This window comes from Brevundimonas sp. UYEF29 (assembly GCF_040546195.1).
GTDB classification, from domain to species: Bacteria; Pseudomonadota; Alphaproteobacteria; order Caulobacterales; family Caulobacteraceae; genus Brevundimonas; species Brevundimonas huaxiensis.
Genome location: NZ_JBEPNH010000001.1, coordinates 307,743 through 326,954 on the forward strand (window position 1 = coordinate 307,743; position 19,212 = coordinate 326,954).

Sequence of the window (19,212 nt, forward strand, 5' to 3'; positions counted from 1 at the left end):
GAAAATCAATGGTCGCGCAAACGGGAAACGGCCACGGCAAGCTGATCAAACAGGCGCTGGACGCCGCCGGCGGTGAGGCGCGTTCGGCCCTGGCGGCGTCATGGCGACGATCGATGTCGCTTTATGGGCTCGATCCCGAGGATGAAGGCCGGCCGAACACCCTGACAGACCAGGAGTTGCGCGAAGCCCGTGACGCCCTAGAGCCAATGACAAGGGCGGCTCAGGACTCGCTTGACCGCCTGTTCCTGGCCGTCGGCGATACCGGATGCTGTGTTCTTCTCACCAACGCTGAAGGGGTGACCTTGGAACGGCGAGGCGCAGCGGCGGATGATGAGATCTTCCGCCGCTGGGGCTTGTGGCCCGGCGCGGTCTGGTCTGAGGCGGTTGAGGGTACAAACGGCATCGGCACGGCTTTGGCCGAGCGTCGGCCGCTGACCATCCATCGCGATCAGCATTTTCACACCCGTAACACGGCGCTGAGTTGCACCAGCCAACCCATCTACGGACCGACAGGGCGGCTGGCGGGCTTGTTGGATGTCTCGTCGTGCCGGGCCGATGCGACGCAGGGCGTATTGGGCTTGATCGCGGCGGCGGTGGCGGACGCTGCGAGAGCGATCGAGGCGCAAACCTTCCGGCACGCTTTTCCCCACGCGCGCATCGTGCTGACCGACGATGCGGCCGGACGAAACACGGCGGCCCTGCTGGCGGTTGATCAGGACGATCTGGTGGTCGGAGCGACGCGCGCCGCACGCCTCGCGCTCGCGATCACCGACGACCGGATCGCGAACCAGCTGGCGGCGTCGGAGGTGCTGGGCGTCGGCGCAGTAGAAGCCGATCTTCTGAACGCCGAACGCGGCGCGGTGCGTCGCGCGCTAGCCTTGAGCGGTGGCAATGTCTCGGCGGCCGCGCGCGCTCTCGGGGTCAGCCGCGCGACCCTGCACCGCAAGCTGCACAGGCTCGGCCTCTCTAACGCACCTTAGCAAGCAATCTGTCGCAGTTCTGCGACAGGTGTGCGCCGCAGAATGGCAGCGTCCTCTGGCGTCGTGCTCTCCGCCGGACGACCTTCTGATCCAACGACGTCGACAATGGACGCCAGAGGACAACGCAGGAGGCCATCATGACCAAGCCCGAGTTCAGCCGCGCCGCGACCCCCAAGTTCAAGGCGCGCTACGACAACTTCATCGGCGGACAGTGGATCCCGCCCGTCAACGGCCGATATTTCGAGAACACCTCCCCGGTGAACGGCCGCGTCCTGTGCGAGGTCGCGCGATCGGACGCGGCCGACGTCGAACTGGCCCTGGACGCCGCACACGCCGCCAAGGACGCCTGGGGGCGAACCAGCGTCGCCGAACGCGCCGTCATCCTGAACAAGATCGCCGACCGGATTGAAGCCAATCTTCAGGCCGTCGCAGAGGCGGAGACCTGGGACAACGGCAAGCCGGTGCGTGAGACCATGGCCGCCGACATCCCCCTGGCCATCGACCATTTCCGCTATTTCGCCGGCTGCATCCGGGCGCAGGAAGGCGGGATTTCGGAACTGGACCACGACACGGTCGCCTATCATTTCCATGAACCGCTGGGCGTGGTGGGGCAGATCATCCCCTGGAACTTCCCCATCCTGATGGCGGCCTGGAAGATCGCTCCGGCCCTGGCGGCGGGCAACTGCATCGTGCTGAAGCCGGCGGAGCAGACCCCGGCGTCCATCCTCGTGGTGATCGAGCTGATCCAGGATTTGCTGCCGGCCGGCGTGCTGAATATCGTTTCGGGCACGGGGGCCGAGGTGGGCGAACCCCTGGCCACCAATCCGCGCATCGCCAAGATCGCCTTCACCGGCTCGACCGCCGTCGGTCAGAAGATCATGCAGTATGCGACCCAGAATCTGATCCCGGTGACGCTGGAACTCGGCGGTAAGTCGCCGAACATCTTCTTCAAGGACGTGATGGATCATGACGACGCCTATCTGGACAAGGCACTGGAAGGCTTCGCCATGTTCGCGCTCAATCAGGGCGAGGTCTGCACCTGCCCCAGCCGCGCTCTGATCCATGAGGACATCTATGAGGCCTTCATCGAGAAGGCGATCGCGCGGGTGGAATCCATCGTCCAAGGCGACCCTCTGGACCCGGCCACCATGGTCGGCGCCCAGGCCTCGGACTAGCAGCTGAAGAAAATTCTCGGCTATCTAAAGCTGGGCGGGGAGGAGGGCGCCGAGGTCCTGACCGGCGGCGATCAGGCCGCGCTCAAGGACGATCTGGCCGGCGGCTATTACGTTAAGCCCACCGTGTTCAAAGGCACCAACGACATGCGGATCTTCCAGGAGGAGATCTTCGGTCCGGTCCTGGCGGTCACAACCTTCAAGACTTTTGAAGAGGCCATGGAAATCGCCAACGACACCGAATATGGCCTGGGCGCCGGGGTGTGGTCGCGCGACATGAACACCGCCTACCGCGCCGGTCGCGCCATCCAGGCAGGCCGCGTCTGGACCAACTGCTACCACCAATATCCGGCCCATGCGGCCTTCGGCGGCTACAAGAAGTCGGGTATCGGTCGGGAGAACCACCGCATGATGCTGGACCACTATCAACAGACCAAGAACCTTCTTCTCAGCTACAGCCCCGACAAGTTGGGCTTCTTCTGATCTAGGCGCAGGATGGCCGATCTAGGATTGGCCATCCTGCGTACGGTTCCTATCATTAGCCGCTCAGCTGGACGGGCCTGCAACTGATCACGGTGGCGCTGCTGCGAGCAGCCTGCACAGGGGACGGTTTTGAGCCGCTGAACGTCAGCTTTTGAGCTTTGAGGCAATCACCGCTCTTGGCGCATCTGCGACATCACAAATGACTTTGCCTGACTCAAAGCGGAGCTTTAAAAGGTCTGCCTTCGGATTGCGCTAATACAGAGCCTGCCGTCGTGTGATCACGACCGCACTCGACGCCCAAACCAGCGGCTCACACTGATAGCGTAGGCGGACCACGCCGCGCCGAAGAGGGCCGCCAAGTGTCGTTCCTCGCGCCGGATGGCGACGCGGTCGGTGGCGAAGGCGGCGATGGCGGTGGCTACGAAGAACCAGGCGTTGTCGACAGGCCGCCGAGGCCGAGCAGCAGCAGGCCGTTGGCGAGATAGATCGGGTTACGGCTCCAGGCGAAGGGGCCGGTCGTGACCAAGGCGGTCGCGGCCCTGTGCGGCAGGATGTTGGCCCGCCGCCGCCGCATCTCGAGCATGGCCCAAAGATCAAGGCCAAGGGCGAGCGCGACAAGCAGGCCGCCGACGGCAGAGGCGCCGGGAAATAGCGCCGGAGCAGGCAAACTCGGTCCGGCCCGGGGGCGCCTTGTAATCGTGACACAGGAAGACCCGCGCCTCGTCCGGCAAAGAGGTCAGGCGATGGATCGAGCGGTACAGGGTCCGGGCGTCGCCGCCCGGGAAGTCGCAGCGCGCCGTGCCGTAGTCGGGCATGAACATGGTGTCGCCGGGGAATACGGCGTCGGCGATGCGGCCATCGCCGACGGCGAGGGCGACGCGCCCTTATACTATCGCGAGCGCCGCCCATGACCGACGACCAGGCCGCCGCCATGGAGCGGTTGAAGGAGAAAGCGCCCGAGGCCGCCGAGCTGTTGCGCCAGCTGGCCAATGCAAACCGGCTGCTGATCCTGTGTCATATCGCCGAAGAGGAGCGCTCGGTGGGCCAGCTCGAGGCGGACCTCGGCATCAAGCAGCCGGCGCTATCCCAACAACTGGCTGAGCTGCGCCAGTATGGCCTGGTCAAGACCCGCCGTCAGTCCCGCTCGATCTTCTATTCGATCGCCGACGATCGGGCCCAGGCCGTTATGGGCATGCTCTACGAAATCTTCTGCGGCGATGCGAAGGCGGTCGGCGCGCGGCGACACGGCGCAATTCGCACGCATCACCGCCGTTGCACGTCGATGACTGAAAACTCAACTGTGCAGCAGATGCCCAACGACGGCAGCACGGCCACTCAACTGGGTGCCCAGCGTTCTCGTGCTGGGTCGGAAAGTGGCTTGGTCGGGCGCCAGATAAGGCAATTGATCGAAGCATATTGAAGTCGTGTTTTCGGCGCAGAGTGAACGACTGCTTCTTGCGCTGGGCTGACGCAGAGGGCGTGAAATTGAAACGGCAGAAAGCTCACCTTCTGGGAGGTTGATCTTCTCCGGCGGATGGCATCTGCAAGGAGGAGAACTGAAAGGTTGCGCGACTGCAGTCAGCACAGCGGCCCCGAGCGGGAGCGCGAGCGCCGCGTCGGAAGCGTCGGAGCCTGCCGCGGTGTCGTCGCACTGGACGGCGTCGTACCAGGGCGTCGGCGGCGTACTGCGTCGATATTCGACGGGGGTGCGTCGGGTGCCATCGCCGCAATGAACACGCCAGGCCCGCTCGACCGCGTCGAACTGGTCCGAGGCGTCCAGACCCAAGTCCAGTCCAACCTTGCCGACGGGTTCCTCGAACCCGTTCTCCGGCTTTGAAAGCTGCGCAGCGGCGTTTTGAGCTCTGACAGGCTTCAGCTATGCAACGGAGAGGAACTGGTGTTTTCTGCCGATAATATATCTTAGGCGATAATATGAGTGCGCTGCTCAAGGCCGCAAACGGCTTTCCTGAGCTTGGTGTTGGACACTCACTGGCGTGTCTGCCGTTTGGGCTGCTGTGTCAGACCAACACCCTTGAGCCATAGCTTCAGCGCCTCCCAATGGATCGCCGCGACCACCTTGAACGTCATCAGCGGGATTGCTGCTGTCGCAGCGGCGATGTTGCGATCCTCCAGGCGTTCCCGCTTGGCCGCCATAGCGGCCGTGATCAGCACGCCTTCGGCATCTAGCCCATCGATGGTCATGTCCAGGCGATCGCCCGGCGTATGGCCACGGAACTGGTAATCCATCTCCATGCCCATGAATGGCGACACATAGAGCGCCTTGGCCGCGCCCTGACGAATGACGCCTGCGGCCCGATCCTCGATCGGGATCGGAATGACATAGGCGTGGCGGATGCCGAAGGTGCTGGTCACCTCGTACACCATGGCGGCCAACCGTCCGTTCGGCCAATGGCAATAGTAAATGCTGATCGGGTTGAAGACGTATCCAAGGACGCGCGGCATGGTTAACAGGCGGACAGGTCCGCCTGCGAGATCGATGCCGGCTTGAGCCATCCACGCATCCACCTGAGGACGCAGAGCGCCAGAACCGTCTCCGTAATCCTTGTCGTGGAAGGACAAGAGATTGAACCGATTGCGCGAAAACAGGCGCAGGCGCGCGTCCACATCATCGATTTCCGACAGGTCAAGCAGAAGCCAGAAGACGCGATAGTTCAGCCTATGGGTCTTGGGGCGAAGGCGTCGGTGCATGACCCGGCCGCGATAAAGGGCCGAGCTGAATATCACGCGGCACGTTCCAGCTGAGCGCTCGCCGGCGTCGTCAAATGAATGCGACCGCTTTCGTTGGCGACAGACCAAGGGCGACGTACGCCGCCGAGTTGCTCGGCGACGGCGAGGCCGGATTGCAGGCCATCCTCGTGGAAGCCGGCGCCGAAATGGGCCCCGCAGAACCAGACGCCCCCCTGCCCTTGCAGGCTCCACAACTGCTTTTGCGCCTTTATGGCCGCAGGATCGAAGATGGGGTGCTCGTACAGTTCGCTGCGTAAAATCGTGTCGGCGCGCGGTGGACGCGGTGGATTGAGCGTCACGAACAGATCGTCGCCCGGCAGGCCTTGCAGGCGGTTCATCCAATAAGTGACGCAAAGGCCGTCGTCCGCGCCAATATAGTTCCAGCTGGCCCAGGCGCGACGACGATGCGGCATCAGGCCGGCGTCGGTATGCAGGACGGTCAGATTTCGGCTGTACCGGAAAGCGCCGAGCAGCGCCTTCTCCTGCGCCGTCGGTTCGGCCAGCATCGCCAGAGCCTGGTCGGCATGGGACCCGATCACAACTTGGTCGTAGCGCTCGATCCCGCCTTGGCTGTCGTGAACGAAGACGCCCTGGTCGCTGCGCCGCACCGCAGTGACGCCATGGTCCAGCCGAATGTCCTGGATGGCGCGAGCGAGATGTTCGACATAGACGCGGCTGCCACCCTCGACAGTGCGCCACAGCGGGCGTCCCACCAGTTTCAGCAGACCGTGATTGCCGCAGAAACGGATGAAGGACTCGGCCGGATAGTCCATCAGCGTGTGCGCCGGCGATGACCAGATCGCGGCGGCCATGGGCAGCAGGTGATCGTCGCGGAACGCCTCGCTGAACCCTTCGCGCTTCAAATAGTCGCCGAGCGTCAGCGAAGAATCAGACATCGCAGCCAAATCCTTTGGCGCCTCGCGATAGAAGCGCAGAATTTCGCTCAGCATGGACCAGAAGCGAGGACGCAGGGCGTTGCGACGCTGAGCAAATAGGCCCGGCGCGGCATATTCGAACCGCCCATCATCCAGGGAGACGGCGAAGGACATATCCGTCGCCCGTGTCGCGATCCCCAAATGCTCGAACAGGGCTATAAGATTGGGATAGGTCGCGTCGTTAAAGCAGATGAAGCCGGTGTCGACGGCGATGTCGCCAGAAGGCACGCCGGCCATAACTGTATTGGAATGCCCGCCCAGCCGGTCGCCCTTTTCGTAAAGCGTCACGTCATGGCGTTTCGACAGAAGCCAGGCCGAAGACAGAGCGGCGACGCCAGATCCGACCACAGCGATCTTTTGACGTTCGGCAGAGGGCGTCGCGGACGACAGGGGCATGAAAACTCCGAAAGATACGCCGCAGCGCAATCGCTAGGGCATGAACGGATTACGGGTCGCCGTCATGTTCGGATCGCGATTGATCCAGACATTTCCGCTGAGCGTATTAGTGTTCATGCATGCCGAGCCGTTATCCTTCGCATCAACGCCATGTCGGTCAAACCGCATGAAGGCGCTCGACAGCTTGCCTGATCCGCTGCTGCATGATCGGCTGATCGAACAGATCGCCCTGAGACGCGATCGTGACGCGTTCGCTGCGCTCTTCGCCTATTTCGCGCCGCGGCTGAAGGCCTGGCTGATCAAGTCGGGCGCGACGCCTGGCGCGGCCGAGGACTTCGCGCAGGACGCCATGCTGACCGTGTGGCGCAAAGCCGATCTGTTTGATTCGTCCAAGGCGCGCGCCGCCACGTGGATTTTCACCATCGCTCGCAACCGTCGGCTGGACATGCTTCGTCGTGACGCGCGTCCCCTGCCGACGCCCGAAATCGAGCTGGCGGGGGACGACGTTCGCCGACCCGATGAACTGCTGTCGATGTCGCAAGACGCGGACCGCGTGCGCGACGCTCTGGCCCGGCTCAGCGCTGACCACGTCGAGGTCCTGCGTTTGGCCTTCTTCATGGACAACTCTCATTCCGAGATCGCCAAACATCTCGGCCTGCCGCTCGGCACCGTCAAATCCCGTATTCGTAACGCCATGACCAAGCTTCGTATGATCCTCGCGCCGTCCGAGGAGGCTGCGCGATGAAACCTCAGCGCAATCCCTCCGAAGAACGTTTGCTGGCCTATGCGGCCGGCACGCTCAGCCCGCCCGAGGCTGTGGTGATGGCGGCCCATCTGGCGATGCGGCCGGCCAATGACGCCTGGGTGCGCGACCTGCAGTCGGTCGGCGGCGAGTTCTTAAACGAGACGCTCCCCTCCCCCTTGTCGAATGATGCGCTCGCCTTGGCGATGGCGCGGATCGAGACGGATGCCGGCAAGGCCAGACACAGCGCGCCCCTGAACGACATGCCCGAGCTGCCCGAGCCGCTGCGACGCTATGCGCTGGGTCCATGGCGCTGGGTCGGGCCCGGCATGCGCGTGCGCGATGTCCATGCGCCGCGGGATGGGGATTGCCGTGTCATTCTTCTGAAGATCGAATCGGGTCGTGAGACGCCAAAACACACGCATGGCGGCGTCGAGCTGACCTGCGTCATCTCCGGCGCCTATGCGACCGAAACCGAGCGGTTCGATGTGGGGGACTTTGAAGAGGCGGATCCGGAGGTGCTGCATCAACCCCGTGTCGTGTCGGACGAGCCGTGTCTGTGCGTCGTCGCGCTTGACGGTCAGATTCAGCTGGATGGGTGGGTCGGCAAGCTGATCCAGCCCTTCGTTCGCCTGTGACGGCTCTTGCGACCATTTGGGGTGTCGCGGCCCTATTTCTCGTTGTTGTCATGTCTACGGCCTGGCTGGTTCAGAAACGAACCGGTCAGGGCGGTTGGGCGGACGCCTTCTGGTCGCTCGGACTGGGAGCAGCCGGCGTCGGCGTCGCGCTGTTTCCGATCGACGGCGCCACTCCGTCGTTGCGCCAGTATCTCGCAGCGCTGCTGATTGGCCTTTGGGGCTTGCGGCTAGGATCTCACATCGCTGTTCGCGCCGCCCACGAGGAGCGCGAAGACGCTCGCTACGCGCGTCTGCGAGAGGACTGGGGCGCCGGTTTTCAGGTGAAGATGTTCGGCTTCCTCATGTTGCAAGCCGGAGCCGCAGCCTTCCTGGCGCTAAGCGTGATGGCGGCGGCGCGCAACCCAGCGCCGGGCCTGACGCTCCAGGATGTCTTAGCGACACTAATCTTTGTCGGAGCCCTGATTGGCGAAGCTGTTTCCGATCGCCAACTGGCGGCCTTTAAACGTAATCCGGCCAACAGGGGCGGAGTCTGCGATATCGGTCTGTGGGCCTGGTCACGCCACCCAAACTACTTTTTCGAATGGGTGAGTTGGTGCGCCTGGCCTGTGTTCGCCATCAATCTGAGCGGTGAATGGCCTTGGGGTTGGCTGGCGCTGACAGGGCCAGCGTATATGTACTGGCTTTTGACCAAGGTGTCCGGCGTGCCCTTGCTGGAAGAGCATATGCGACAGTCGCGACCCAAGGCGTTCGAGGCCTATGCCGCCCGCACCAGCGCGTTCTTCCCTCGCCCGCCCCGGCGATGAGGCGATATTAGTCTTTCTGAGCTGACCCCAGATGCGTTTCGCCCCGCTCGCGGGCTATCTGCATCTGCCTGTGCCGCTCGGCATATCGCTGCCGCTGGACCGCGTCGCGGGCGTCGTGACAGCGCTCGCAGCACACGCCTTCGATATAGTGCGGCGAAGCCCGACCGGCCTCATCCACGGGCAGACGACATCCCCGGCACAAGGTGTGGGGACCTTGCCTCAGGCCGTGCCCGACCGAGACGCGTTCGTCAAAGACGAAACACTCTCCACGCCATAGGCTCTGATCCTCGCCTACAGTCTCAAGATACCGAAGGATGCCGCCTTCCAGATGGTGGACGTTCTCCACGCCCTCGGCCTTCAGGAAGGCGGTCGATTTTTCGCAGCGAATGCCGCCGGTGCAGTACATGGCCACGCGCTTGGCGCCGGTCTGCTCAATCAGGGCGCGACCTTCGCTGCGAAACCAGTCTGGGAAATCGCGAAAGCTTCGAGTATTCGGCTGGACGGCCCGTTCGAACGCGCCGATCTCGCCCTCATAGTCGTTGCGCGTATCGATTACCAAGGTCTCGGGATCGGCGATCAGGGCGTTCCAGTCCGTGGGCGCAACGTAGACGCCCGCCTGGTTCGCAGGGTCCAGATCCGGCTGTCCCATGGTGACGATCTCGCGTTTGACGCGCACCTTCATCCGGTGGAAAGGCAGGGCGTCGGTCCAGGCGTATTTGAGTTCGAGCGTCTCGAAGCCTCGCATGGCATGGATCGCGGACAGCACCGCTGCGATGGCCGCCTCTGATCCGGCGATGGTGCCGTTCAGACCTTCCGGCGCGACAAGCAGGGTCCCCCTCACCTGCCTAGCGTCGCAGACCGCCTGAAGCGTCTTGCGTACGGCGTCGGGGTCGGGGTCGGCAACCGGCGCGAACCGGTAGAGCGCGGCGACAAGGACGGCTTGGCTGGACGAGGCCTGATGCTCGGTCATGGATCAGCCCCTCGAAGGCGCCGGAGATGGCGCGCCCAGCAGGACTCGAACCTGCAACATCCCGCTTAGAAGGCGGGTGCTCTATCCGGTTGAGCTATGGGCGCTCTGGCAAGACGTTAGACGTCAGTGCGTCCAGGACTGCTTGCGGTTGGTAGCGAAATTGTCGGCATAGGCCTTGATGATCACTGGCGGATCGTTCGGCTCGTGCAAGCGGAAGGCGATGCCATGACGTTCGGCGTATTCGATCGCTTCTTCCTTCGATTCGAAGCTCAGCCGAACCTGGCCGTTCATGTCGGTGGAGCTGGTCCAGCCCATTAGCGGATCGATGGTGCGCGCCGACGCGGGTTCGAATTCCAGCCGCCAGTCGCGGCTCTTGGCCTTGCCCGACTGCATCGCAGTTTTGGCCGGGCGGTAGATGCGAGCCAACATGGCGAAATCCTCAGTGACGGCGTGGTCTGTGACCCTGCCATAACGCGCGCCGGACATATGATCCAGCGGCCTTCCGTTGGTCGGGGCGAGAGGATTCGAACCTCCGACCCTCTGGTCCCAAACCAGATGCGCTACCAGGCTGCGCTACACCCCGGACCGAACGGAGCGCTCTATTGGCACTTCGCGACGCGATCCGCAATCAAGGCTTGAAATAAGGATGTAAAACTTTGTCGCCGGGCTTGGCGTTGATTTCGGCCGCCCGCCCTGCCCGCAGTTCCAGGACGCCGTTGGCGGCGCCATTGGAAGGTATCGGCGCCTCGGAGAACGGCGTGGCGTGCGAAGCGATGGAGACGATCCGGCCCTGCGGATCGATATACAGAATGTCCAGCGAACTCGGCGTGTTGCGCATCCAGAAGCTTTGCTCGCGCGGCGCTTCTCCCGGCCATTGGAACAGCATGCCGCGGTCGGCCTCCAGCGGTGGACGGAACATCAGCCCCCGTTGACGTTCGGGCTCTTCGTCCGCGATCTCGACCCAGAACTGATGCTCGCCCGACGTGGTCACGACGGCCAACTTTTGCAGCGGCTCGCCATTGGGACCGACCGGCGCCTTGGCCGCGCATCCGGCAAGCGCGAGCATAATAAGCCCGGCCATCGCAAAACGTCTCGTCGCCTTGATCATACGCCTCTCCTGAGCGCTGGATCAGTCGCCCGTTCTGATGTCCGCCACCACCAGACCCTTGGGCCCGTTGGCGAATCGCACCCGCACCGCATCGCCCGGAATCAGATCATCCAGGCCGCAGCGACGTAGGGTTTCGATGTGGACGAAGATATCGCCCGGCTCGCGATCACGCACGACGAATCCGTAGCCCTTGGTGCGATTGAACCATTTGACCAGGGCGGTCTCCAGCTGTTCGTCACTTTCGGCGACCGGCCGCGGCGGCGGCGAAGTCACAGGTCGACGCACGGCCGGCGTCGCTTCGCCCTCGCCCAGGTCATGGATCTCGATCGTCTGCCAACCCTTGGCGCGCTTGACGCAGTCGCAGGTGATGGTCGCGCCTTCATCGGCCGCGTCACGGCCGAGATCGCGCAGGCTGCTGATATGCAGCAGGACGTCTCTTGTTTCGGTCAGGGTCGGATCGTCAGGGACGATGAACCCATAGCCCTTGACGGCGTCGAACCACTTCACGCGCCCAGTGACGCGAACGGTCTGCGCCGTTTCCGTCTCTCTAAAGTCAGACACTTAAAAACCCCCGCCCGCGCCTCCAGCGGACTCGTTTTATATTTAACACCGTTCCGCGAAATTTTGAAAAGCGGAAAAGGCGCGTCTATGCAGAAGCTTGCGTGTGGGAGTGCAAACGCGCGTTACGGATGCCGGCGAATGAGCGCCTGTTTCGTCTGCAATTTTGTTTAGGCTGTTTGGCGGGAGCCTCAAAAGGCTCAACCATAGTCCTGCCCGCGTGGCAGTCCCTAGGGGAATCGAACCCCTCTTTTCAGGTTGAAAACCTGACGTCCTAACCGATAGACGAAGGGACCGCTGCGCGGGAGAGCCGGCGATATAGCCGCGCCCTCGGGGCGGTGCAAGCGTGGATTTTCAGTTTTTTGGAGAGGTCGTCAGATCATTCGAGGATCGGCGACATCCTCGATCTCGAACTGCACGCCCTTGCGGCCATTCCAGTCGTCAGCCTTCAGCCGGCCCACGACACTCAGCCCGCCCTGCCCCGACAGCAAGGCCTGGCCCGTCGGCAGATCGGCGCAGCGCCAGGCGATGGCCTTGACCGACGCGCCATCCGGGCCGACCAGCCGGCACCGCACGTGACCGCCATTCATGGCGACGGGTTCGCGGGCTTGAACCCCGCTTAGGGCGAAGCTGGGTTCCGGGTTGGCAGGGCCGAATGGGGCCAGACGCTCGAACGATTCGAACAGATCGCGCGTCGCCGCCGCAGGGTCGATCAGGGCGTCGATCTCAAGCACGTCCTGTGCGACAGCTTCGACCCTTTCGGTGGCGAGTCTCTCGTTCAGGAAGACGGTCAGCTCGGACACGCGCGCACCGTCCATCGTCAGGCCTGCCGCCATGGCATGACCGCCGCCAGCGAGCAGGATCCCGCTCTCCCATGCCGCCTGGATCGCGCGTCCCAGGTTCATGCCTGGCTGTGACCGGCCCGAGCCCTTCCCGAGACCGGTGACGGGATCGACGCCAATGACGATCACCGGCTTGCGCCAGCGCTCGCGCAAACGGCCGGCGACGATCCCGACGACGCCCGGATGCCAGTCCTCGCCCGCGACCACGACGACGGCGCTCTCGTCGGCATGGGCGCCGGTCGCCTCGACTCGACGAACGGCGGCGTCGGTGACGGCTCGCTCGACATCGCGCCGTGACACGTTCAGGGCATCGAGCTCGATCGCCAGGGCCTCGGCCTCGGCCGGATCATCCGTCGACAACAACCGCGCGCCGAGGTCGGAGCGACCGATGCGTCCTCCCGCATTGATGCGCGGTCCCAGGATGAAACCGGCATGATTGCTCTTGGCCGGTCCCGGTTCGGCGCCGGCCGCCGCCAACAGCGCGCGCAGACCCGGATTGCGCCAGTCGCTCATGACCTTCAGACCAAGGCCGGTCAGCGCGCGATTGAAGCCGGTTAGCCCGGTCACGTCGCAGATGGCGCCTAGGGCCGCCAGATCCAGCCACTGACGAATGTCCGGCTCGATCCTCTCGGCGAACAGGCCCCGACGCCGCCCCTCCCGGTTCAGCGCCGCCAGAAGCACGAACACGACGCCCGCCGCCGCCAGATTTCCCTGACCCGAATTGCAGCCCGGCCGGTTCGGGTTGACGACCGCCAACGCCGTCGGCGGCTCGCTGCGCATCAGGTGGTGATCGATCACGACAACGTTCAGGGCGATGGCGGCCGCATGGGCCAGGGCTTCGTTCGCCGCCGCCCCGCAATCCACCGTAATGACCAGGTCCGCGCCCGACGCCTTCAGCGTGTCGAAGGCCCTGGCGCTGGGGCCGTACCCTTCAGTCATCCGGTCCGGAACATAGATCGGAAGCGGATGGCCCATCGCCCGAAACCAACGCACCAGCAGCGCCGCGCTGGAGGCCCCGTCCACGTCATAGTCGGCGAACACATGAATGTTCGCCTTGGCCTGTAATGCGTTCAGGATCGCATCGGCGGCCGTATCCATGTCCATGAAGCTTGAAGGATCGGGAAACAGGGCGCGCAGGGTCGGGGTGAGGAAATCTTGGCCCTGGTCTGCGCGAACACCCCGCGAGGCCAGCGCTCGGGCCAGCAGCTCTTCCAGATTCAGGGTCTGCATGTGCGCGCGCGTGGTTGCGGCATCGGCCGGACGTTGACGCCAGGCGCGCCCGGACAGGGATCGAGACACGCCGAGGAATGCGTTCAGTGTCTTTGCGCCGCCGTCGTCTGCCATCAGCACATTATCGCGGGATTCTGCCTCCCGCGCGACCGGTCATCGCGTCGGGCGACGGTCGAGCGGCGGTGGAGCCTTGGCCCTGTCACGCAGACTTTGGGCGAAGGCCTCGATATCCGCCTGGGTTCGGACGGCGTCGGGCGACACCGGAACGGCGTTCACGGCCGCGCGTGTTTCGGCGGCGAGCGCCTCGGCGTCGCCGAGCGTCCAGTCGATTCGTGCGATCTCGCTGGTCAGCGTCGCGCTGTCGCCTTGGAGACGCTGCACATTCGACGCGACCTGAGTGACCGGCGGCAGATCGGTCGGCGCTGCCGGAAAGTCCTCCCAGCGCGGATAGCGCCGATTGGCGTCGACCAGTTCCTGGATACGTGGCGCAAGCGGCGAGACAGCCTCCGTCTTGGAGGCGGATGCGCCGACACAGCCGCTCAATGGCGTCGCGATCGCGGCTGCGGCGATCAGGATCATCTTTTTCGAGTGCGACGCGTTCATTTCCTTGATGGTCTTATGCCATCATCGCGGTGCGCGGAAGGGCGGATGAACCGCCCTCTGGCGCAGGAAGCGCGAAGGACGATCATGGCCAAGACTCCCAGAACGCCGACAGACGCCCCCGACCGCCCCGCACGCAAGGCCGGACGTCCGACGTCCGCCAAGCCCCGCCCGCCTCGCCAGCCCAAATCGAAAACTGCCGAAACGCGGGAAGCGGCCGCCGAAGCCCATTCCGAACCGACTCCTGAACCGACCGCAGCGACGCCCAACCAGGCCGAGTTGATCGAAACCCTGTCGATGAATCTGGCCAAGGCGGCCATGATGGCCCAAAGCGCGATCGCCGAGGCGGCGCTGACCCAGGCCGATCGGCCGGCCGCCCTTTCCGCCGATCCCTTCAACGTCGCGCCGGCCATGACGTCAGTCATGACCAGCCTAGCCGCCCAGCCCGACAAGATGATTCAGGCACAGGCTGACCTGTTTGGCCGCTATATGCAGCTCTGGTCATCGACGGCGCGTCAGGCGGCCGGCGAGGCGCCCGATCCCGCACCGGTCGACAAGCGGTTCAAGGACCCGGCCTGGTCCGAAAACCCGATGTTCGACATGATGCGGCGATCCTATCTGCTGACATCAGACTGGATGAACGGCCTGATCGCCGGGGTCGAGGACGTCGATCCGACGCTCAAACGTCGCGCCCAGTTCTTCACCCGCCTGCTGACCGACGCCTTTTCGCCGTCGAACTTCCTGGCCTCCAACCCCGTCGCGCTGAAAGCCTTGGCGGAGACCAGCGGCGAATCACTGGTGAAGGGCATGCAGAACTTCGCCGCCGATCTGGAACGTGGCGGGGGATCGCTGCGCATCAGTCAGGCCGACTATGGCAAGTTCGTCGTTGGCGAGAACGTCGCCACCGCGCCGGGCCAGGTCGTCAGGCGCGACGAGTTGTTCGAACTGATCCAGTACGCACCCTTAACTGAGAGCCAGCACGAAATCCCGCTGCTGATCTTCCCGCCCTGGATCAACAAATTCTACATCATGGACCTGCAGCCGGCGAACTCGCTGATCCGCTGGCTGTCGGCTCAGGGCTTTACGGTCTTCGTCTGTTCCTGGGTCAATCCGGACAGGGACAAGGCTGGCTTCGGCTTCGACGACTATCTGGAAAAGGGCATCTATCGCGCGGTCGAGAAAACGCTGGAGCAGGCGGAAACCAAGCAACTGAACGCCGTGGGCTATTGCATCGGCGGCACCCTGCTTGGCGCTGGCCTGGCCCATATGGCGGCCAAGGGCGACAAGCGCATCGCCGCCGCTACCTTCTTCGCCGCTCAGCATGACTTCGCCGAGGCCGGCGACCTGCTGCTGTTCACCGACGAACACTGGATCGCCGAGATCGAGCGTCAGATGGATGCGGCGGGCGGCGTCCTGCCGGGCGCAGCCATGGCCGAAACGTTCAACGCCCTGCGGTCCAACGACCTGATCTGGTCCTTCTTCATCAGCAACTATTTGCTGGGCAAGGATCCGCCCGCCTTCGACCTGCTGTTCTGGAACGCCGATCAGACCCGCATGCCCAAGACCCTGCATCTCGACTATCTGCGTCAGATGTATGGAGCCAATGCCTTGGCCAAGGGGCAGTTCGAGATCGGCGGCCTGACGGCGGACCTGTCGAAGGTCGAGATCCCGCTCTATTTCCAGGCCAGCCGCGAGGATCACATCGCGCCGATGAACTCCGTCTATCGGTCCGCCAAGCTGTTTGGCGGCAAGGATGTGACCTTCACCCTGGCCGGGTCAGGTCATATCGCCGGCGTCATCAACGCCCCGGCCGCAAAGAAGTATCAGCACTGGACCAACCCTGCCCTTCCCGCGACCTTGGCCGAATGGCAGGCGGAAGCCATCGAACATCCCGGCAGCTGGTGGGAGCATTGGTCGGCCTGGCTCGGCGCGCGATCCGGGAAGCAAATCCCCGCCCGCGACCCGGCCATGGGCCCGCTCAAGCCCATCGAGCCGGCGCCGGGCAGCTATGTGAAAGTGAAGTCTTGAACCGTCTCGAACCCAACGCCCTGCTCGCCGTCAGCACAGGCGTCGCCTTGATCCTGCTGATCATGACAGCCAGCCTGTTCGGAGAACCGGGCAACACGGTCAAATATGTGATCTCGGCCGTCATCTGCGCGGCCGCCTTCGTTCTGCTCAACGAACGAATGGCGCGCGCGATGAAACGTCCGGTCGCTCAGCCGCTGATCCACGTCAGCACGCCGGGCACGGCGGTCTGGGCCGGACTGTTTCCATTGATCGTCATCGCCATGGCCTGCGCGCCCGTTTTCTTCGCCGGTCACGACTATGGTCTGCTGGTGATCATCGCCTCGGTCATCTTCGGCCTGACCGTCGATTCAGCCGTGCGCGCCCTTCGCGCCTAGGCCGAGACGAACTTCAGCGCCACGCCGTTGTTGCAGTAGCGTAGCCCCGTCGGACGCGGACCATCGTCGAACACATGCCCTTGGTGTCCCAGGCAGCGGGCGCAATGATATTCGGTGCGTGGAATGCCGATGGCCAGGTCACGCTTCTTGCCGACATTGGCGGCGATCACGTCATAGAAGCTGGGCCAGCCGGTGTGGGAATCGAACTTCCACTGCGATCGGAACAGCGGCAGATCGCAGCCCTTGCAGACGAAGGTCCCGCGAGCGTGCTGATCGTTCAGCGGGCTGGAATAGGGACGCTCCGTCCCCTCGTGCCGCATGACGCGCCAGGAGGCGTCGCCCAAGCGTCGTCGCCAATCCGCATCGGACACCCGACGATAGGGCGAGGCTGCATATTGCCCCTCCCCGGCTTCGGACGTCTCAGGCGAACAGGCGGACAGGGCGAGCGCGCCGGCGCTCATCAGAAGGCCCCGGCGATTCAGAATCAGGGACTGGGTCATGTCCCTGATACGACGCACGCCGCCGAATGGTTTCAGACCTCAGATCAGACCGGTCGCTTCATCCAGGCCCAGCATGATGTTCAGGTTCTGCACCGCCGCGCCCGACGCACCCTTGCCCAGGTTGTCGAGCAAAGCGACCAGCCGCGCCTGCTCGCCGTTGCGATCGCCGAAGACATGCAGACGCAGGCGATTGGTGCCGTTCAGGCCTTCGGGCGCGATGCCGGTCATGGCCTCGGTCTCCTCCAGGTCGGCGACCTCGACGAACCGCTGGCCGTCATAGGCCTCGACCAAGGCGCCGTGCAGCCGTTCGACAGAAGGGGTTTCCGGCAGGGCCCCCAGATGCAGCGGAACCTCGACCAGCATGCCTTGGCGATAGTTTCCGACCGCCGGCGTGAACAGCACGTCTCGGCTCAGACCTGTGTGTTTTGTCATTTCAGGCACATGCTTGTGCCTCAGCGTCAGACCATAGGCGCGATAGGCGGTCGCGGCGCCCCCGCTGTCTTTTGCGGCCGCCTCGAACGCGGCGATCATGGCCTTGCCGCCGCCGGAATAGCCCGACACCGCATTGACCGTGACCGGATAGTTGGCGGGCACCAGACCCGCCTTCACCAGCGGCCGCACCAAGGCAATGAAACCCGTGGGATAACAGCCGGGGTTCGAAACGAACTGAGAGCGCGCGATCAACGCACGCTGCCCGGCATCCATTTCAGCAAAGCCATAGGCCCAGCCTGGCGCGACGCGATAGGCGGTCGAGGCGTCGATCACCTTGACCGACGGGTTCTCGATCATGGACACGGCTTCCCGCGCCGCATCGTCGGGCAGACACAGGATCACCGCGTCAGCGCCGTTCAGGGCCTCACGCCGCGCATCCGCATCCCGACGACGCTCGCCCAGCAACAGCAGTTCCAAATCCGGGCGCGCTTCCAGCCGCTCGCGGATTTCCAGCCCCGTGGTGCCGGCCTCGCCGTCGATGAAGATGGTGTGGGTCATTTGTCTCTCCCGTTCCTTCTCCGCTTAAGGGAGCAAAGGCGCAAGAAAAAGGGCGCTCCGGGTCTCCCCGAAGCGCCCCAAATCCAAACCGCGTAAACGCGATCAGCGCTTCGAGAACTGGAAGCTGCGGCGAGCTTTGGCGCGGCCGTACTTCTTGCGCTCGACGACGCGGCTGTCGCGGGTCAGGAAGCCATGCGGCTTCAGAACCTTGCGCAGTTCCGGTTCGAAGTGCGTCAGGGCGTGCGACAGGCCGTGACGAATGGCGCCGGCCTGGCCCGACAGGCCCGAACCTTCGACGGTGCAGATCACGTCATACTGCGTGGCGCGATCCGAGACGGTCAGCGGCTGAGCGATCATCATGCGCAGCACGGGACGAGCGAAATACTGCTCCTGGTCCTTGCCGTTGATGGTGATCTTGCCGGTGCCGGGCTTCACCCAGACGCGAGCGATGGCGTTCTTGCGCTTGCCGGTCGAATAGGCGCGGCCCTGGGCGTCCAGCTTCTGGACATAGACGGGCGCGTCGTTCTCGACCGAAGAGCTCAGGCCCTTCAGGGCGTCGAAGCCGGTGGCGGTTTCGGTGTTGGTCACGTCGGTCATGCTCAGACGCTCCGGGTGTTCTTGGGCGACGCCGACTTGAAGTCGATCGTTTCCGGTTGCTGGGCTTCGTGGTCGTGCGCGGCGCCGGCGAACAGGCGCAGGTGCGTCATCTGCTTGCGGGCCAAGGGGCTTTCCTTGGGCAGCATGCGCTCGACGGCCTTTTCAAGCACGCGTTCGGGGAAGCGGCCGCCCAGAACCTTCTCAGGCGTGGTCGACTTGACGCCGCCCGGGTGACCGGTGTGGCGATAGTAGATCTTGTCGGTGTTCTTCTTGCCAGTGAACACCACCTTGTCGACGTTGGTGACGACGACATAGTCGCCGCAATCGACGTGCGGGGTGTAGTCGCCGCGGTGCTTGCCGCGCAGACGGTTGGCGATGAAGGTCGCAAGGCGGCCCACCACGACGCCTTCGGCGTCGATGTGGATCCACTTCTTCTCGACCTCGGCCGGCTTCAACGAAGCCGTAGTGCTCTTCAGCATGAGGGGGTTCCTGGAGACGAAAATCGGGTCCGGCCCCCG

20 protein-coding genes, 3 tRNA genes and 2 pseudogenes are annotated in these 19,212 nt (G+C 64.1%); 8 read left to right on the forward strand and 17 right to left on the reverse strand.

The features are described 5' to 3' along the window. The first annotated feature begins 8 nt into the window (after nt 1-8). Nucleotides 9-980, forward strand: coding sequence for a helix-turn-helix domain-containing protein (locus ABIB58_RS01590; RefSeq protein ID WP_045810857.1), 972 nt, complete (start codon nt 9-11; stop codon nt 978-980). A 137-nt stretch (nt 981-1,117) separates the two neighbouring features. Beyond that, nucleotides 1,118-2,635: pseudogene (gene exaC, locus ABIB58_RS01595) on the forward strand (acetaldehyde dehydrogenase ExaC). Between the two features lie 418 nt (nt 2,636-3,053). Here exaC and ABIB58_RS01600 read toward each other — a convergent pair. Beyond that, nucleotides 3,054-3,218 carry a methyltransferase family protein gene (locus ABIB58_RS01600; RefSeq protein ID WP_231576625.1) on the reverse strand — a complete coding sequence of 55 codons (165 nt, stop codon included), beginning with the start codon at nt 3,216-3,218 and terminating at the stop codon, nt 3,054-3,056. A gap of 79 nt (nt 3,219-3,297) precedes the next feature. Next, nucleotides 3,298-3,486 (reverse strand): annotated as a pseudogene (locus ABIB58_RS01605) (MBL fold metallo-hydrolase); the annotation flags it as partial. Nucleotides 3,487-3,542: 56 nt separating this feature from the next. On the opposite strand from ABIB58_RS01605, the gene ABIB58_RS01610 reads away from it, so the two are divergent. Next, complete coding sequence (locus ABIB58_RS01610) at nt 3,543-4,055, forward strand: ArsR/SmtB family transcription factor (RefSeq protein ID WP_231576626.1); 513 nt, start codon at nt 3,543-3,545, stop codon at nt 4,053-4,055. A gap of 566 nt (nt 4,056-4,621) precedes the next feature. Here ABIB58_RS01610 and ABIB58_RS01615 read toward each other — a convergent pair. Further along, a complete protein-coding gene (locus ABIB58_RS01615) occupies nt 4,622-5,344 on the reverse strand; it encodes a DUF1365 domain-containing protein (RefSeq protein WP_045811762.1) in 723 nt (240 codons plus the stop codon). 32 nt (nt 5,345-5,376) lie between these two features. Beyond that, nucleotides 5,377-6,714, reverse strand: coding sequence for an NAD(P)/FAD-dependent oxidoreductase (locus ABIB58_RS01620; protein ID WP_354038748.1), 1,338 nt, complete (start codon nt 6,712-6,714; stop codon nt 5,377-5,379). Between the two features lie 166 nt (nt 6,715-6,880). Here ABIB58_RS01620 and ABIB58_RS01625 point away from each other — a divergent pair, with 166 nt between their 5' ends. Genes ABIB58_RS01625 through ABIB58_RS01635 form a run of 3 tightly spaced genes read left to right on the forward strand, consistent with a single transcriptional unit; the run spans nt 6,881 to nt 8,897 of the window. Beyond that, nucleotides 6,881-7,459, forward strand: a complete 579-nt coding sequence (locus ABIB58_RS01625) for a sigma-70 family RNA polymerase sigma factor (RefSeq protein WP_045811716.1) — start codon at nt 6,881-6,883, stop codon at nt 7,457-7,459. Then, nucleotides 7,456-8,094, forward strand: coding sequence for a cadmium/peroxide/UV radiation responsive anti-sigma factor ChrR (chrR, locus tag ABIB58_RS01630; protein ID WP_045811717.1), 639 nt, complete (start codon nt 7,456-7,458; stop codon nt 8,092-8,094). Before ABIB58_RS01625 ends, chrR begins: the two co-directional genes overlap by 4 nt. Then, a complete protein-coding gene (locus ABIB58_RS01635) occupies nt 8,091-8,897 on the forward strand; it encodes a DUF1295 domain-containing protein (protein ID WP_082064507.1) in 807 nt (268 codons plus the stop codon). Before chrR ends, ABIB58_RS01635 begins: the two co-directional genes overlap by 4 nt. A gap of 7 nt (nt 8,898-8,904) precedes the next feature. Here ABIB58_RS01635 and trhO read toward each other — a convergent pair whose 3' ends face one another. From trhO to ABIB58_RS01680, 9 genes are all read right to left on the reverse strand, one after another. Continuing rightward, entirely contained in the window at nt 8,905-9,867 is a 963-nt protein-coding gene (gene trhO, locus ABIB58_RS01640) for an oxygen-dependent tRNA uridine(34) hydroxylase TrhO (protein WP_354038751.1), read from the reverse strand. A 27-nt stretch (nt 9,868-9,894) separates the two neighbouring features. After that, nucleotides 9,895-9,971, reverse strand: a tRNA-Arg gene (locus ABIB58_RS01645). A gap of 19 nt (nt 9,972-9,990) precedes the next feature. Beyond that, nucleotides 9,991-10,353 (reverse strand): ETC complex I subunit, encoded by a 363-nt coding sequence (locus ABIB58_RS01650; protein ID WP_082064508.1) that lies wholly within the window; start codon nt 10,351-10,353, stop codon nt 9,991-9,993. A gap of 20 nt (nt 10,354-10,373) precedes the next feature. After that, a tRNA-Pro gene (locus ABIB58_RS01655) sits at nt 10,374-10,450 on the reverse strand. A 45-nt stretch (nt 10,451-10,495) separates the two neighbouring features. Then, on the reverse strand, nt 10,496-10,975 hold the full coding sequence (locus ABIB58_RS01660; protein WP_052689615.1) for a DUF192 domain-containing protein: 480 nt from the start codon (nt 10,973-10,975) through the stop codon (nt 10,496-10,498). Nucleotides 10,976-10,996: 21 nt separating this feature from the next. Further along, nucleotides 10,997-11,536 carry a cold-shock protein gene (locus ABIB58_RS01665; protein ID WP_045811719.1) on the reverse strand — a complete coding sequence of 180 codons (540 nt, stop codon included), beginning with the start codon at nt 11,534-11,536 and terminating at the stop codon, nt 10,997-10,999. A 218-nt stretch (nt 11,537-11,754) separates the two neighbouring features. Continuing rightward, nucleotides 11,755-11,829: transfer RNA gene (locus ABIB58_RS01670), tRNA-Glu, on the reverse strand. A gap of 78 nt (nt 11,830-11,907) precedes the next feature. Continuing rightward, nucleotides 11,908-13,719: a single-stranded-DNA-specific exonuclease RecJ gene (gene recJ / locus ABIB58_RS01675; protein WP_045811720.1), complete on the reverse strand. Its 1,812-nt coding sequence runs from the start codon at nt 13,717-13,719 to the stop codon at nt 11,908-11,910. 39 nt (nt 13,720-13,758) lie between these two features. Next, nucleotides 13,759-14,184: a hypothetical protein gene (locus tag ABIB58_RS01680; RefSeq protein WP_197071091.1), complete on the reverse strand. Its 426-nt coding sequence runs from the start codon at nt 14,182-14,184 to the stop codon at nt 13,759-13,761. A gap of 108 nt (nt 14,185-14,292) precedes the next feature. Between ABIB58_RS01680 and phaC the strand changes: the two genes are divergently transcribed. After that, the gene (gene phaC / locus ABIB58_RS01685; RefSeq protein WP_156146848.1) at nt 14,293-16,233 is read left to right on the forward strand and encodes a class I poly(R)-hydroxyalkanoic acid synthase; all 1,941 of its coding nucleotides are present in this window, start codon (nt 14,293-14,295) and stop codon (nt 16,231-16,233) included. Further along, the gene (locus tag ABIB58_RS01690; protein ID WP_045811722.1) at nt 16,230-16,607 is read left to right on the forward strand and encodes a hypothetical protein; all 378 of its coding nucleotides are present in this window, start codon (nt 16,230-16,232) and stop codon (nt 16,605-16,607) included. Before phaC ends, ABIB58_RS01690 begins: the two co-directional genes overlap by 4 nt. On the opposite strand, the gene msrB is transcribed toward ABIB58_RS01690, so the two are convergent. From msrB to rplM, 4 genes are all read right to left on the reverse strand, one after another. Next, nucleotides 16,604-17,107 (reverse strand): peptide-methionine (R)-S-oxide reductase MsrB, encoded by a 504-nt coding sequence (gene msrB / locus ABIB58_RS01695; protein ID WP_045811723.1) that lies wholly within the window; start codon nt 17,105-17,107, stop codon nt 16,604-16,606. The genes ABIB58_RS01690 and msrB overlap by 4 nt on opposite strands. Before the next feature lie 39 nt (nt 17,108-17,146). Then, nucleotides 17,147-18,097, reverse strand: a complete 951-nt coding sequence (gene argC / locus ABIB58_RS01700; RefSeq protein WP_185224124.1) for an N-acetyl-gamma-glutamyl-phosphate reductase — start codon at nt 18,095-18,097, stop codon at nt 17,147-17,149. A gap of 102 nt (nt 18,098-18,199) precedes the next feature. Then, nucleotides 18,200-18,694: a 30S ribosomal protein S9 gene (gene rpsI, locus ABIB58_RS01705; protein WP_017503896.1), complete on the reverse strand. Its 495-nt coding sequence runs from the start codon at nt 18,692-18,694 to the stop codon at nt 18,200-18,202. A gap of 2 nt (nt 18,695-18,696) precedes the next feature. Continuing rightward, nucleotides 18,697-19,173, reverse strand: a complete 477-nt coding sequence (gene rplM, locus ABIB58_RS01710; RefSeq protein WP_017503897.1) for a 50S ribosomal protein L13 — start codon at nt 19,171-19,173, stop codon at nt 18,697-18,699. Nucleotides 19,174-19,212 lie beyond the last annotated feature (39 nt).

What these genes read in the sequence shown, in the direction of transcription:
- ABIB58_RS01590 (WP_045810857.1), top strand. Translation starts at nt 9, where the DNA reads ATGGTCGCGCAAACGGGAAACGGCCACGGCAAGCTGATCAAACAGGCG.
- ABIB58_RS01600 (WP_231576625.1), bottom strand. Translation starts at nt 3,218, where the DNA reads ATGCTCGAGATGCGGCGGCGGCGGGCCAACATCCTGCCGCACAGGGCC.
- ABIB58_RS01610 (WP_231576626.1), top strand. Translation starts at nt 3,543, where the DNA reads ATGACCGACGACCAGGCCGCCGCCATGGAGCGGTTGAAGGAGAAAGCG.
- ABIB58_RS01615 (WP_045811762.1), bottom strand. Translation starts at nt 5,344, where the DNA reads ATGCACCGACGCCTTCGCCCCAAGACCCATAGGCTGAACTATCGCGTC.
- ABIB58_RS01620 (WP_354038748.1), bottom strand. Translation starts at nt 6,714, where the DNA reads ATGCCCCTGTCGTCCGCGACGCCCTCTGCCGAACGTCAAAAGATCGCT.
- ABIB58_RS01625 (WP_045811716.1), top strand. Translation starts at nt 6,881, where the DNA reads ATGAAGGCGCTCGACAGCTTGCCTGATCCGCTGCTGCATGATCGGCTG.
- chrR (WP_045811717.1), top strand. Translation starts at nt 7,456, where the DNA reads ATGAAACCTCAGCGCAATCCCTCCGAAGAACGTTTGCTGGCCTATGCG.
- trhO (WP_354038751.1), bottom strand. Translation starts at nt 9,867, where the DNA reads ATGACCGAGCATCAGGCCTCGTCCAGCCAAGCCGTCCTTGTCGCCGCG.
- ABIB58_RS01650 (WP_082064508.1), bottom strand. Translation starts at nt 10,353, where the DNA reads ATGTCCGGCGCGCGTTATGGCAGGGTCACAGACCACGCCGTCACTGAG.
- ABIB58_RS01660 (WP_052689615.1), bottom strand. Translation starts at nt 10,975, where the DNA reads ATGATCAAGGCGACGAGACGTTTTGCGATGGCCGGGCTTATTATGCTC.
- recJ (WP_045811720.1), bottom strand. Translation starts at nt 13,719, where the DNA reads ATGGCAGACGACGGCGGCGCAAAGACACTGAACGCATTCCTCGGCGTG.
- ABIB58_RS01680 (WP_197071091.1), bottom strand. Translation starts at nt 14,184, where the DNA reads ATGATCCTGATCGCCGCAGCCGCGATCGCGACGCCATTGAGCGGCTGT.
- phaC (WP_156146848.1), top strand. Translation starts at nt 14,293, where the DNA reads ATGGCCAAGACTCCCAGAACGCCGACAGACGCCCCCGACCGCCCCGCA.
- msrB (WP_045811723.1), bottom strand. Translation starts at nt 17,107, where the DNA reads ATGACCCAGTCCCTGATTCTGAATCGCCGGGGCCTTCTGATGAGCGCC.
- argC (WP_185224124.1), bottom strand. Translation starts at nt 18,097, where the DNA reads ATGACCCACACCATCTTCATCGACGGCGAGGCCGGCACCACGGGGCTG.
- rpsI (WP_017503896.1), bottom strand. Translation starts at nt 18,694, where the DNA reads ATGACCGACGTGACCAACACCGAAACCGCCACCGGCTTCGACGCCCTG.
- rplM (WP_017503897.1), bottom strand. Translation starts at nt 19,173, where the DNA reads ATGCTGAAGAGCACTACGGCTTCGTTGAAGCCGGCCGAGGTCGAGAAG.